Origin of the sequence: Streptomyces sp. HPF1205, assembly GCF_020400825.1 — a bacterium.
In the GTDB taxonomy this organism is placed as follows: domain Bacteria; phylum Actinomycetota; class Actinomycetes; order Streptomycetales; family Streptomycetaceae; genus Actinacidiphila.
This window is the reverse complement of the sequence record NZ_JAINVH010000027.1, coordinates 39541-53044: the sequence shown is the minus strand read 5'-3', so window position 1 is coordinate 53044 and position 13504 is coordinate 39541. Positions and strand designations below refer to the sequence as shown.

Here is a 13504-nt window from a genome sequence, read left to right as displayed (position 1 = left end):
CCGCGGGAAGGCGCCCCCGCTGTTTTGTTGAACAAGAAAATGCAGAGTGACATGCCGGGTTCATGTCGTTGTCGTTTCTTCGCCCGCGGACCGCATTCGAGGTATCCCCGCGGTTGCCTTCCGACGGCGTGGCGGTATGTCACGCCACGACATGCCCCACGCGGATGCCGGGCCCCATGCGGGCGCACCGTCGTCAGACCGGCCGGCGCAGCCGCCAGACCCCGGGGCGCACCTCCACCGCCGGCCCCGAGCGGCGCGGAGGATCGTCCAGGCGGCGCAGACACCGGCGGGCGTACGCCTCAAGGCGCCGGTCCCGCAGTACCCCGGCGAGGTCGCGGCAGGCCGCGAAGCGGGCCGCCGCCAGGGCGTGTTCGCCTCGGGCCAGGGCGAGCAGGGCGCCGGTGCGCAGGGCGTCCGCGCGCGCGGGGGACAGCTCAGGCACGGTGGCGAGTGCCCTGTCCAGGAGGACGCCGGCCTCGTCGTGGGCACCGGCGTCGAGTCGCACGTCGGCCAGGCCCACCAGGGCGCGGCCCAACTCGTCGGCGGCCGGGCCGGGTGCCGCGCGGGCCGTCCGCGCCGCCGCCTCGTAGAGTTCCTCGCAGTGCTCCAGCCGCCGCTGCTGCCATGCGAGTTCCCCGAGCGAGCACAGCATCCGCGCCTCGCCCGCCCGGTCCCCGGTCCGGCGTGCCGCGTCCAGGCCGAGGGTGTGCGCGGTGTGCCACTGCGGCCACGCGGCCCGCGGGGCCAGGCATCCGGACAGGGCGTCCGCGAGCCGTAGGGCCGGACGCCAGGCCCCGTGCGCGTGCGCGGTACGCAGGACGCCGACGTGGGCCGCCGGGCCCGGGTCGGGGAAGGCGGCCGCCGGGCCCGCGGCGGCCAGCGCCTCGGCGTACGCGTCCGCGACACGGCCCGCCGCCGCCGCGACCGAGTCCGCCGGCTCGTCCTCGGCCAGCAGTTCGCCGGCGAGCAGCCGCATCAGCGGGTGGAAACGGTAACGGCCCCCGGCCTCCGCCTCCAGCAGACGGGCGTCGACGAGAGCCTCGACGAGGTGGCCCGCGGCGCCCGTCGGCAGGCCCAGCGCGGCCGCCGCCCACCCGGGCCCGAAGGGGGCGTCCGGCAGCAGGGCGAGCAGCCGGAACGCCTCGCGCCGGTCGGCCGGAGCGGCGGTGTACGCGCTCATCAGCGAGGCACGTACGTCGAGTTCGCCCATGCGCAGGGCGTCCAGGCGACCGGACGCGGCGCGCAGCCGCGCGAGCAGGATCCGCGGCGTCCAGTGCGGACGGGCGGCGAGTTGGGCGGCGACGGCGCGCAGCGCGAGGGGGAGCCCTCCGCACAGCATGGCGATCTCGGTGAGAGCCGCGGCGGGGCCGGGACCGTACAGCGGCTCGCCGCCCCGGGCCGGGCGGGCACCGCCGGGGGAGGTACGGGCGCCGGGGGCGCGGGCCGGCCCGTCGGCGCGGTCGAGGGCCGTGGGGTCTGGGTCGGCGCGGTCGAGGGCCGTGTGGTCGGGGTCGGTGGTGTCGAGGGTCGTGTGGTCGGGGTCGGGGGTGTCGAGGGTCGTGTGGTCGGGGTCGGGGGTGTCGAGGGTCGAGTGGTCGGGGTCGGCGGCTTCCGGGCCCGGGTGGTCGGGGTTCATGCGGTCGCTGCCCGTACCCCCGCTGTCCGTGCCGTTCGGTTCCGTCTCCGGGAGGCCGGGCGCGGGCGGCCAGGCACGCTCTCCCGGTACACGGGGCCGCTCGGTGACGAGGCCGGTGGCCCTCACCAGGAGCGCGCGGGCGGCCTCGGGCGGCAGCGGGGACAGGGACACGGTGCGGACCGCGGGGAGATAGGCGGGGGTGCGGCGCATGGTGGCCAGGACCCGGCAGTCCCCCGTGGTCGCGAGCAGCGGCCGCAACTGCGCCTCGCGGTGGGCGTGGTCGAGGACGAGGAGCAGGCGGCGTCCGGCGAGGACGGCGTGCAGGACGTCCCGCAGGTCGTCGGCGTCCTCTGGCAGCGGTCCCGTGGCGCCGACGCGGCGCAGCAGGCGGGTGAGGGCCTGCTCGTCGGTGAGGGGCCGGCCGGGCTCGGGCTCCAGGTCCAGGAAGACGCGGCCGTCGGGGAAGGCGTCGGCGCACCGGTGGGCGGCCGCCACGGCCAGGGCCGTCTTGCCGACGCCCGGCATGCCGGCCACCGCGACGCACACACCGGCGGGCGCGGACGTCACCAGGTCCACCACCTGGGCCAGTTCCCGCTCGCGGCCGGTCAGGGCCGGGCCGGCGGCGGGAAGCAGCACGGGCCGGGCGGCCGGCGCGGTCACCGCGGCCGGGCCGTGCCGCCCGGACTCGCCGGACAGCAGGCGTTCGTCGCCGGCGAGGATGCGTACGTGCAGGCGCTGCAGCCGCCGGCACGGTTCGATGGCGAGCTCGCCGATCAGGTTCCCGCGCAGCCGGGTGAACACGTTCAGGGCCTCCGCCTGCCGGCCGGCCCGGAACAGCGCCAGCATCAGAAGGCCGTGGAACTCCTCGCGCAGCGGATACCGCCGGGCCACCGACCCCAGCTCCGGGATCAGTTCGCCGTGCCGGCCCAGCGCCAGGTCGGCGCGGATGCGCTGCTCCAGGGCGGCCACGGCCGCCTCGTCCAGCCGCACCGCCGCCGCTTCCAGGACCGGCCCGCGCGGGGTGTCCGAGAGCAGCGGGCCGCGCCACAGTTCCAGCGCGCGGCGCTGCAGGGCCGACGCCCGCGCGAAGTCACCGGCCGCCATCGCCCGCCGGCCGCCCGCGTGCAGCGCCTCGAACCGGGTCAGGTCGAGCTGGTCCGGGTCCAGCCGCAGGAGGTAACCGGGCTGCCGGGTGACCAGCGCCTTCCGGCCGAAGCCGTCCTCGGCGGCGTCGAGCTGCTTGCGCACCTGCGAGACGTACACCTGCAGCGTCGTCGTCGCCGTACGCGGTGGGCCGCCCTGCCACAGCTCGTCGGTGAGCGCCGCCACGGACACGACTTCGCGGTTGTGCACCAGCAGCGAACCGAGGACGACGCGCAGCTTCGCCGCCCGCGGCGCGTACGAGACACCCGGCCCGGCGCTGCCCTCGATCTCCATGGGGCCGAGGATGCGGAACCTCATGCGGGCGCCCGGGTCACAGATCCTGCACGACGCGCGTGCGGGCGTGCGCCACCGCCGTGCGCGACTGCGTCAGCGTGACGGTGACGCCGACCGCGGGGCGGCCGTCGTCGTCCTTGTCCAGCGGCCCGGGCACCGCCACGCAGCGCAGCGGCGGTCCCGGCCGGGCCCGGCCGCGAAAGCTCACGTCCCAGTCGGCGACCAGGGCCAGACCGGCGTCGTAGCCCCAGGTGCGGGCAGCCGTCAGGACGGACGCCTGCCGCAGTGCCTCCAGCAGCGGACCCTCGGCGCTTCCGGCGGGTGCCGGCCGCCCGGCCGGGGGCAGGACCCACATGGCCAGCCGTCCGCGCGCCGACCGTGCGGGCTCGCTCACGAGTACGTCGGCGGTGGTGCGGCGGCCGACCTCCGCCGGGTGGACGAGGCGTCCGGCACCGTCGGGCCCGGCCGCGCGAGGGCCGGCGGCGTCCGGCGCGCGGTGGCCCTGCCCGGTGCCGCCGGCACGTGGCACGGGGGCGGGGAAGACCAGGTCCGCGTCGCCGGTGCAGCACGGCACGTCCCCGATCCGCACCGCGACGCCCAGCTCCAGCCCGTGCGGCTCCCGGCCCGCCGCCGGCCGCGGGCGGGCGGTCAGGTACGTCGTCAGCCGTGGCGGCTCCGCCCCGCCGACGCGCCAGGCCGGCACGTCGGTGAGGGACAGCGCCAGCCGGGAGTACCGGCCCGGCCGCTGCGCGGGTACGCCGAAGTACTGGTGCGCCACGAACTCGCCGACCTCGCGCAGCTCCGCGGTGAGGTGCCGCGGGTCGTGGAAGTGGCCCGGGCCGTCGCCGGACAGCGGGTCGCCGGTGGGCAGCGGGCCGGCCACGACGAAGCTCTGCTCGCCGCTGCCCGGGGCGTCCAGGACGAAGTGCTCCCACGACGTCGGACGGTGGATCAGATGACGGGTGGTGTCCGCCGTCCGCGGTGCGGTGGTGCTCAGCGTGTCGACGGTCATGGCCTCTCCTCGGCGCGACGGGGGCGCTTCCCGGTTCGCAGAGCCCGGGAGGGTCCGCCGGTACGGCGCGCTGCCACCCGCGGGCCGTCCCGTGGACCACCCGCGCCCACCAGGGTGCGGTCCGCAGCAGGAGCGGTGCCAGCCGGGACCGGTGGCAGCAAGCTGCGGCGCAGCTAGTTGGACCGGCCGTTTCCGGACAGGGGGACCGGCCGTCCCGTACAGGGGAGCCGGCCCCGACCACAAGGGGGTGTGCGCTGTGGCTCTTTGCCCGGACGCGCGTTTTGAATGGACGGTCCGCACACCGCACAGGCTCCATGGAGGGGGAACCCATGAGCGTGACCGAGGAGATGGGGGAGACGAGGGAGGCGGCGGAGACCAGGGAGACGGGGAGCGCCGCTGATGCCGCGGAGGCGGCGCGCGCCGACCGGCCCGTCACCGCCACCGTCGGACTGCTCGCCGTCCTGCGCGGTGCCGAGCCCGCCACGGCGCCGGTCCCGCCGGCCGTCGGCTGGGTCGCGGGCGCCCATCGCCTGCCCGGCGCCTGGGCGGCGGGCTGACCGAGGGGAGGGAACCGTCGCCCCGGCCGACCGCAACCATTCGAGGAGTGAGACATGAACCCCGACCAAGACGACGAAGCCGAAGCCCCGGCGCTGCACCTGGCGGGCACGGAGGAGGAGGACCCGGCGGAGTCGCACATCGTCCGCGGTATCGACTGACGCCGGTCGCGTGCGAACGCGGCACCTGCGTGCTTCCGGTCCCGCCGGGAGCCGGCCGGTGCCGCGTTCGCGCGACGGCGACGGGACCGCGACGGGACCGCGTCCGGCCTCGACGCGCCGACGCCGTCAACGCCCCCTTCGACGGGGGGCGTTGACGGCGTCAGTGGTTCGGGGAGGCTCCGCGCGGCGCGCGGTCACAGGGCCTGGGTGCGGAACCTGTTGATCGCCGGAAGGTGGCGCTCGCGCAGCACGCCGTCCTCGACTCCCAGGCCCTCGTGCGGTGCCAGGCCCAGGATGCCGACCTTGCCGATGTGCCGGTTGAGCTGCACCTCGCGCACCGCCTCACCGGTGCGTTCCAGCGGGAAGACGGTGGAGAGGGTCGGGTGGATCCGGCCCTTGGCGATGAGACGGTTGGCCTCCCACGCCTCGCGGTAGTTGGCGAAGTGGGAGCCGATGATCCGCTTCAGCGACATCCACAGATACCTGTTGTCGAATTGGTGCTCGAAACCCGAGGTCGAGGCGCAGGTCACCACCGAGCCGCCGCGGCGGGCGACGAACACGGACGCGCCGAAGGTCTCCCGGCCCGGGTGCTCGAAGACGATGTCCGCGTCCTCGCCGCCGGTCAGCTCCCGGATGTCGGAGCCCAGCCGCTTCCACTCCCTGGGGTCCTGGTGCCGCTCGTCCTTCCAGAACCGGTAGCCGCGCTCGCTGCGGTCGATGATCGCCTCGGCGCCCATCGCCCGGCACAGCCGCGCCTTCTGCGGGCTGGAGACCACGCAGATCGGGAACGCCCCGCCGGCCAGGGCGTACTGCGTCGCGTAGCTGCCCAGACCACCGCCGGCGCCCCAGATGAGGACGTTGTCGCCCTGCTTCATGGCGGCGCCGTTGCGGGAGACCAGCTGCCGGTAGGCGGTGGAGTTGACCAGACCGGAGCAGGCCGCCTCCTCCCACGTCAGGTGGGCGGGCTTGGGCATGAGCTGGTTGGCCTTGACCAGCGCCAGCTCCGCCAGTCCGCCGAAGTTGGTCTCGAAGCCCCAGATGCGCTGCTCGGGGTCGAGCATCGTGTCGTCGTGGCCGTCGGCGGACTCCAGCTCCACGCTCAGGCAGTGCGCCACGACCCGGTCACCGGGCCGCCACTTGCGCACCCCGGGGCCGGTGCGCAGCACGATGCCCGACAGGTCCGAGCCCAGTACGTGGTACGGGAGGTCGTGCCGGGCCCCCGACGGGCCGGAGCGGCCGTACCGTTCAAGGAAGCCGAACGTGGGCAGCGGCTCGAAGATCGAGCTCCACACGGTGTTGTAGTTGACGGAGCTGGCCATCACCGCGACCAGCACCTCTCCCGCCTCCACCGCCGGTGTCGGCACCTCCCGCACGTGCAGCGACTTCGACGGATCCTTGTCGGCGCTTGCCATGCCCCGGAACATGTCCTGCTCCTCCTTGAGCAGGACGGCGGCACGGTAGGACTCCGGCACGGCAAGGGCGGCGAAGTCCTGCGGCCCGGCCTCAGGACGCAGCGCGGCCTGGACGATCTCTTTCATGGCACCCTCGTTCGGGTCGGTGGGAGGGAGCGGCCCCGGCCGGGCCGTCCCGCTGGCGCGGCGCCCGTGTGTCTCAGGGCCGCTCCTCCAGCACGAACGCCGACGGCATGAGCGCCCCCGGCAGCGACGGCGTCAGCTCCGACCGCAGCGCGGCCACGAAGCCGTTCGCCGCCGCGCGCGCCGGGTCGTTCCCGTACGCGGCGAACGGCAGGTCCAGCGGGCCGGCCGGCGTGTACGCCACCGCGGCCGGGACGGCGCCGCCCTCGTGGTCCTCGTGGTCCGCGCGGCCCTTGTCGCTCTCGTCGCCGGCCGCGCGGGTGAACACCACGTCGATGTGGTCGGGTTCGCCCGACCGGCCCCAGGCGACGGCCGCGCGGTAGCCGTGCGCGGCGGCGACGCGGGCGAACTCCTCCGGGTCGGTCCCGTCGGCGCCCGCGGCGTCCAGCGCCGCGACCGCCTCGGCGGCCGGCGCGCCCCCTGCCACCAGCCGCGCCGCCGCGGTCTCGTGCCGCACGCGCGCGTTCGGCACCGACTCCACCCGCAGCGCCCAAGGGGCCTGCTCGGCCAGCCGCTTGCCGATCTCGTCGGCGCCGCCGACGTCCCGCCCCCACTCCAGCGTCACGGCGGCCCCGACAACCTCGCCGGACTCGCCGGACGTGCCGAGCCTGGCGGCCTCGCCGGCCTCGGCGGACTCCTCGCAGGAGCGGTAGAGCACGGCGTCGTACCGGTGCCGGCTCAGTTCGTTGTGGTGGACGGCCCGCTTGACCCGAACGGTCAGCACGCCCGCCTCGGGGGTGCGTTCCCGCACGGCGGCGAAGAAGTCCGGGTCGATCAGGAGCTCCCGCTCGTCGGCGCAGCTCTGCCGTACCGCCTCCGCCGCGGCCCAGGGGCCCTCGTGGTCCAGCAGCGAACGGCCCAGCACGGCGGTGCGGAAGCTCGGCAGCAGCCGGAGGTTGCGGATGTCGCCCGCGAACACGGCGCCGCCCGGGCGCACCAGGCGCAGCGCGCCGCGGATGACGTCGGCCAGGTAGTCGGCGTTCGGGAAGTACTGGGCGACGGAGTTGAGCACGACGAGGTCGAACGGCTCGCCGTCCAGCCCGCTGAAGTCGTCGGCCTCCCGCACCTGCAGGCGGACCCGTCCGGCCAGTTCCGGCAGCGCCGCGATCTGCTCGGTCAGCCGGGCGATCGCGGTGGGCGAGAAGTCGGTGGCCAGGTAGCGCTCGCACGTCGGGGCGACCGCGGCCATCAGCAGCCCGGTGCCCACCCCGATCTCCAGCACCCGCCGCGGCCGGTGCGCGAGGATCCGGGCCACCGTCGCGTCGCGCCACTCCCGCATCTCGGTGAGCGGGATCGGCAGGTTGGTGTAACTGCTGTGCCAGCCGACGAAGTTGTCGCCGAAGCCGCCGGACTGCGGCAGCTCCCCGTACACCCACTCGTAGATGCTCTGCCACTCGTCCACGCGCCGGCTCTCCACCTCGGCGGCCCGCTCGCCGCCGGCCGCCGGCGTCACATGGGCGACGAGCCGCGGCGCGCCGTCCGGGCCGGCCTGCGACGAGACGCGGACGGCCGCCACCCGGGGCAGCGCCCGGATGGCGCGCTCGACCTCGTCGAACGCGACGGTCGTGCCGTCGACGACGGCGGTGCGGGCGGAGTCGGGGTACGGCATGAGGGTCTCCTGCTCTGCGGGGCCGGGGCGGCGCGGGCGCCGGGCGGTCCGGGGCGGTCCGGGGTCAGGCGCGCAGCAGCGCGGTGACGGCGTCGGCGACCCCGGGGTGGCCGAGCAGTCCGGTGTGCGGGACGTCGAAGCGCAGCTCGCGTTCCGCGGCGAACGGCCCGTCGGGCAGGTCGTTGGCGCGGATGACGGTGACCCCGGCCGGGTCGGCCCCGACCGGCAGGGCGCTCGCCGCGGCCACGTAACGCAGGTACGCGCGGAACCAGGCGACCAACTCCTCGGCCCGGTCCGCCGGCAGGCCGATACGTTGGAACGCGGCCGTGCCGGCCTCGGCGTAGATCCGCAGCAACTCGGCGCAGAGCGGGGCCAGTCCGGTGTGCGTGCGCACCGCCTCGGCGGCCGACTCGCGGGCCCGCTCGACGTCCTCCTCGCCCAGCACCGGCAGCAGCGAGTCGATCACCGGCGTGAACCCGTAGCGCAGCACCGTCGGGCCGGTGATCCGCGTGGGGTCGAACAGCACGACGTTCGGCCGGCGCTGCCACCCGGCGATCCGGTCGGCCAGCGCCAGCGCGAACGTGCTGGACGCGCAGTAGCCGAAGACGGCGGCCACTGCGGGCGCGCCGGGGGCCAGTTCGCCGGTCCACCGGTCCAGGTAGTCGCCGCCGCCCATCCCGGCCTCGGTGCCCGGCTCGGGGACGACCGTCTCCCACAGGCTGTGATCGGTGTCCAGCCGGGGCACGAGCGCGCCGAACCCCGAGTCGGGGCGGCCGGTGTTGGCGAAGTCCACCGCGACGATCGCGCCGTCGGCGCCGGGACCGCTCGCGGTGGTGCGCCAGGACGGGAGGTCGGCCATGGTCCTCTGCTTCCTGCGGGGGTGTACGGGAGGGTGGCGGAGCTGCTGGGGAGGCGGTCACCGTAGCTCCGGACCAACGGCCCGCCACACCCCAGAACGCCCCCTTGACCGGGCCCGGCGGCCGCCGCGGTCCGCACCGCGCGCCCCATGCACCCCCTGAATCCCGGATAGGGGTGCCCGCGACGGCGGTTCCGGGGCGAGTGCCGACGCGCCGACGGGCTATACATGAGAAGAGATGAGTGCCTATGTGTGCGGGGGGCGTTGGATCCCCGGGAAGGGGAAGCGCAGCGACCCGGCAGGACCACACACCCGCCCGCGGACCCGGCCGTCACTGCGCCGGACGCGGGCGACCGGCCCGTCCGGCGGCCGCCGCCCCGGCGGCACCGGCGATCCGCCCCCCCCACAGCGATCTGGAGATCCGCCCATGAATGGAGCCCCCGGGCCGACCGAGGCCGCCCCGCACCAGAAAACCGAGCCGGGGGTGACACCGCCCCCGTCCGACGGGCGGGCTCCCGCGCTGGAATTCAGCAAGCTGTACAAGAAGTTCGGTGACAACACGGCCGTCGACCACATCGACCTCGTGGTGCCGCCCGGCTCGTTCTTCGGGCTCGTCGGCCCCAACGGCGCCGGCAAGACCACCTCGCTGTCGATGGCCACCGGGCTGCTGCGCCCCGACGGCGGCAGCGCGCGGATCTTCGGCCACGACGTGTGGCAGGACCCGATCAGGGCCAAGGAACTCATCGGCGTGCTGCCCGACGGACTGGCGCTGCCCGACCGGCTCACCGGCCGGGAGGTCCTCACCTACCTCGGCCTGCTGCGCGGCATGCCGCGCGACGTGGTCGACCAGCGCGCCGACGAGCTGATCAAGGTGCTGGAACTGGACGCGGCCGAGACAACGGTCGTCGTCGACTACTCCACCGGCATGCGCAAGAAGATCACCCTGGCGACGGCGCTGCTGCACGGCCCGAAGCTGCTGCTGCTCGACGAGCCCTTCGAGGCCGTCGACCCGGTGTCGGCCTCGACCATCCGCACCATCCTGCAGCGGTTCGTCCGCGGCGGCGGCTCGGTCGTCTTCTCCAGCCACGTGATGGCACTGGTCGAGCAGCTCTGCGACCACGTCGCCGTCATCGCCAAGGGCCGCGTCGAAGCCTTCGGCGCCCTGGACGAGGTGCGCGGCGACCAGTCCCTGGAGGACGCCTTCGTCCACATCGTCGGCGCCCGCACCGGCGGCGAGGAAGGGCTGTCATGGTTGGCGTCCTGATCACGATGCGGGCCGCGATCCAGCGCAAGAACGCCCAGGGCAAGAAGCTGTGGGGGCTGCTGGCGCTGGTGGTCGTGGTCCTCGCCCTGGCCGGCAGCACCTTCGTGACCGGGCTGGCGCACTACGACCACCGTGGCGCGGGCGCGGACGTGCTGGCGGCGCTGTCGTTCGGCTGGCTGCTCGGCTGGATCACCGGCCCGGTCCTCACCGGTGACGACGCGACGCTGCGGCTGGACTACTTCAAGCTGCTGCCGGTCCCGCCCCGCAAACTCGCGGGCGCGATCCTGGGCGCGAACTTCGCCAACGTCTCCCTGGTCTTCAGCCTCATCGCCTTCGCCGGGATGATCGCCTACGGCGCCCAGTTCAGCGCCGCGGCGGCCCTGGTCGGGGTGCTCGCGGTCGTGCTGAACCTGGTGCTCGCGGTCGTGGCGTCCACGGTCGGCGTGGGTGTCCTCGGGCCGACGATCTCCTCCCGGCGCGGCCGCGACTTCGGCTCCATGCTCATCGCCCTCGTCATCACCCTGATGTCGCTGGCCTCGGCCGTGGTGCCGTTCATCGCCAAGAAGCTGACGGGCGGCCACTCGCCGGTGCTGGCCGGCATCGTGCGCGGCCTGCCCTCCGGCTGGGGCGCCGACGCCGTGCAGGACGCCGCCGACGGGCGCTGGGGCATGATGGCGCTGCCGCTCGCCGGCCTGCTCGCGCTGATCGCGGCCCTCGTACTCGTCTGGCCGCCGGTCCTGACCCGCCGGCTGACGATGTCGACCACGGGCAGGTCGAAGCCGAAGGCCCCCGCGCACGAGCGGCGGCCCGCCCGGGCGATCCTGCCCAGCACGCCGACGGGCGCCGTCGTCGGCAAGGAACTGCGCATGTACTCGCGGTCCATGCTGCGCAGCGTCCAGTTGATGATCGCCTTCCTCGTCGGCGTCCTGGCCTGCGTCATCCCGTCGTTCAACGGCACCACCATCATGCTCCCGTTCGCCGGGCCGCTGTTCACCGTCATCGCGGCGGCGTGCTTCACCAACCTCTACGGCGACGACGGCTCCGCCCTGTGGATGACGCTGACGACGCCGAACGTGGAGGGGGACGACGTGCGCGGCCGCCAGTGGGCGTGGTTCCTCGTCGCCGGCCCGATGGGGCTGCTGCTCACGGTGTTCCTCACCGCGATCAGCGGCCAGCACTGGGCGTGGCCGTGGGTGCTGTCGGGGGAGACCGCGCTCGTCGCCGGCGGCACCGGCATGACGGTCCTGGTCTCGGTCCTCACCATGTTCCCGCTCTCCCAGGACGGCAGCCCCACCCCGCAGCGCCAGGCCAAGGCCAACCTGATGATCCTCGGGGTCCCGCTGGTGTGCTGCCTGCCGCCGGTCGCGCTGCTCGTGGCCGGGACGGTGGCCGGCGCCACGGCGCTGAAGTGGGCCGCGCTGCCCGTCGGTGTGCTCTGGGGTGTGCTGCTGTGCCGGCAGCTGGGCCGCGCCGCCACGCGGCGGCTGCGCGGCCGCGGACCGGAGCTGTTCTCCCTGGTGCGCCGGCCCGCGAGCTGACCGGCCACCCGCCCGCACCCCCGATCGGCTCAACCCGGCCGGCCCGGTCCGCCCGGTCCGTACACGGCGATGGCGCCGGACCCGCGAGGGGTCCGGCGCCATCGCCGTACTGCCGGGCGGACCGGGTCAGCCCTCCTCGCCGGGCGGGCGTACCGACAGGGCGTGCCGGAAGACGTCGCGCGGGTCGTACGCCGCCTTCACCCGCTGCAGACGCGGGTAGTTGTGCTTGTAGTAGAAGCTGTGCCAGGGGACGCCGGAGGTGTTCCACCGCGGGTCCATCAGGTCGGTGTCGGGGTTGTTGATGTACGTGCCGTCGGTGATCCCGTTGGAGATCGGCACCCCGCCGGTGTCCTTGTGGACGTCCCGGTACCACTCGCGCAGCCACGACAGGTGCTTGTCGTCCTCGGCCGGGTCCAGCCAGGACACCGAGTAGACCAGCTTCAGGATCGAGTCGCGCTGCGGGATCGCCGTCGCGTCCTCCGGCCGCTCGTTGGCCATGCCGCCGAAGCCGACGAACATCAGCGCCGCCGACGGGTTCGCGTACTCGTCGGTCGACAGGTGGCGGTAGATCGTCGCGACCTGCTCGTCGGAATAGTGCGCCCGCATGTCGGCCGCCTTCACCTTCGACCGCCGCGTCTCCAGGCCGCCGCTGGTGTACAGCCCGTCCCACAGGGTCGCCCGGTACCAGGGCAGGTGCAGGTTGTCCACGATCACCGGGGCGACGGTGAGGCCCTCCAGGACGGCCATCCCGAACTTCGTGAACAGCTCGGTCGCGTTCGGCGCCTCCGCGTCCATCTGGACGTTGAGCATGATGCCGCCGGAGGACTTGTGGGGCAGCAGCAGACCGCTGTACAGGTCCAGATACTCCGAATCCGCACCGGAGTTGCGCTCGTACCAGGCGACGAAGTTCTTCACCAGGCGGACGAAGTTCTCCTCGTCCATGCCCTCCCACGGCCAGATCACCTTGCCCAGCAGCACCGACTTGGGCGGCCGCGGCAGCAGGGTGCCGGGGTCGTCCCCGTAGGCGCCCGGCGAGCGCAGCCAGTAGCGCGTCACGACACCGAAGTTGCCGCCGCCGCCCCCGGTGTGGGCCCACCACAGCTCGCGGTTCGGATCGTCGGCCGCGTCGGTCGCGACGACGGCCCGGGCGGTGCCGTCGGCGTCGACGACCACCACCTCCACCGCGCACAGGTAGTCCACCAGGTAGCCCAGGCGGCGGGACAGCGGCCCGTACGCGCCGCCGGCGATGTGGCCGCCGATGCCCACCGACGGGCACGACCCGCCCGGCAGGGTCACACCCCAGTTCTTGTAGAGCGTGCGGTACATGTCGCCCAGCGTGATGCCCGGCTCGATCATGAACGCCCGCCGCTCGGTGTCGAACCGGACGTCCCGCAGTTCGGACATGTCCAGCAGCACCCGCACCTCGGCACTGTCCACCAGCGGCTCCTGGCAGTGCCCGCCGCTGCGCACCGAGATCGGCCGCCCGCTGTCGACGGCCTCCTGCACCGCGTCGACCGCTTCCTGCGTCGACCGGATCAGACAGACGTAGTCCGGCCGGCTGACGAACCGCTGGTTGCAGCCACGGGTCAGGTCCTCGTACCGCTGGTCGTCCGGCGTGACCCGGACGGCCGCCGCTCGCGCCTGCGGCGCACTCGTGTCCTGGATGGTGTACATCACGCTTCTCTCACTCGGCCGGCTGCGGGAGCGGGGCCGGCGGGATCGACGGGTGTGCGGGAAAAGGCGGCGAGGGAAGACGGGAAAGGGTCCGCCCGGCGCCGTGGAACGACCGGACGCCGGGACGGCGCACGACAAGGTCCGGCGCCGCCCCGGCCGGGGTCCCG

Annotated in this window: 9 protein-coding genes; 3 read left to right on the top strand and 6 right to left on the bottom strand. The window is 74.7% G+C overall.

Features of this window, described 5'->3' with window-relative positions; all coding sequences use genetic code 11:
• Window positions 1-193: 193 nt before the first annotated feature.
• Together K7G61_RS26085 and K7G61_RS26080 are read right to left on the bottom strand one after the other, a co-directional pair.
• Window positions 194-3097: a BTAD domain-containing putative transcriptional regulator gene (locus K7G61_RS26085; protein WP_225849430.1), complete on the bottom strand. Its 2904-nt coding sequence runs from the start codon at window positions 3095-3097 to the stop codon at window positions 194-196.
• 13 nt (window positions 3098-3110) lie between these two features.
• On the bottom strand, window positions 3111-4085 hold the full coding sequence (locus K7G61_RS26080; RefSeq protein WP_225849429.1) for a hypothetical protein: 975 nt from the start codon (window positions 4083-4085) through the stop codon (window positions 3111-3113).
• 329 nt (window positions 4086-4414) lie between these two features.
• Between K7G61_RS26080 and K7G61_RS26075 the strand changes: the two genes are divergently transcribed.
• Window positions 4415-4642 (top strand): hypothetical protein, encoded by a 228-nt coding sequence (locus tag K7G61_RS26075; protein ID WP_225849428.1) that lies wholly within the window; start codon window positions 4415-4417, stop codon window positions 4640-4642.
• A 353-nt stretch (window positions 4643-4995) separates the two neighbouring features.
• Here the strand turns inward: K7G61_RS26075 and ccrA are convergent, their stop codons facing one another.
• The 3 genes from ccrA to K7G61_RS26060 all read right to left on the bottom strand — a co-directional run bounded on the left by ccrA (window position 4996) and on the right by K7G61_RS26060 (window position 8864).
• Window positions 4996-6339, bottom strand: a complete 1344-nt coding sequence (gene ccrA, locus K7G61_RS26070) for a crotonyl-CoA carboxylase/reductase (protein ID WP_225849427.1) — start codon at window positions 6337-6339, stop codon at window positions 4996-4998.
• 73 nt (window positions 6340-6412) lie between these two features.
• Window positions 6413-8005 carry a class I SAM-dependent methyltransferase gene (locus tag K7G61_RS26065; RefSeq protein ID WP_225849426.1) on the bottom strand — a complete coding sequence of 531 codons (1593 nt, stop codon included), beginning with the start codon at window positions 8003-8005 and terminating at the stop codon, window positions 6413-6415.
• Between the two features lie 64 nt (window positions 8006-8069).
• Entirely contained in the window at window positions 8070-8864 is a 795-nt protein-coding gene (locus tag K7G61_RS26060) for a hypothetical protein (protein WP_225849425.1), read from the bottom strand.
• A 424-nt stretch (window positions 8865-9288) separates the two neighbouring features.
• Here K7G61_RS26060 and K7G61_RS26055 point away from each other — a divergent pair, with 424 nt between their 5' ends.
• Both K7G61_RS26055 and K7G61_RS26050 read left to right on the top strand, forming a co-directional pair.
• Complete coding sequence (locus tag K7G61_RS26055) at window positions 9289-10125, top strand: ABC transporter ATP-binding protein (RefSeq protein WP_225849424.1); 837 nt, start codon at window positions 9289-9291, stop codon at window positions 10123-10125.
• Window positions 10110-11663, top strand: coding sequence for a hypothetical protein (locus tag K7G61_RS26050; RefSeq protein ID WP_225849423.1), 1554 nt, complete (start codon window positions 10110-10112; stop codon window positions 11661-11663). The genes K7G61_RS26055 and K7G61_RS26050 overlap by 16 nt, the downstream gene beginning before the upstream one ends.
• A gap of 126 nt (window positions 11664-11789) precedes the next feature.
• Here the strand turns inward: K7G61_RS26050 and K7G61_RS26045 are convergent, their stop codons facing one another.
• Window positions 11790-13337, bottom strand: coding sequence for an FAD-binding oxidoreductase (locus K7G61_RS26045; protein ID WP_225849422.1), 1548 nt, complete (start codon window positions 13335-13337; stop codon window positions 11790-11792).
• Window positions 13338-13504 lie beyond the last annotated feature (167 nt).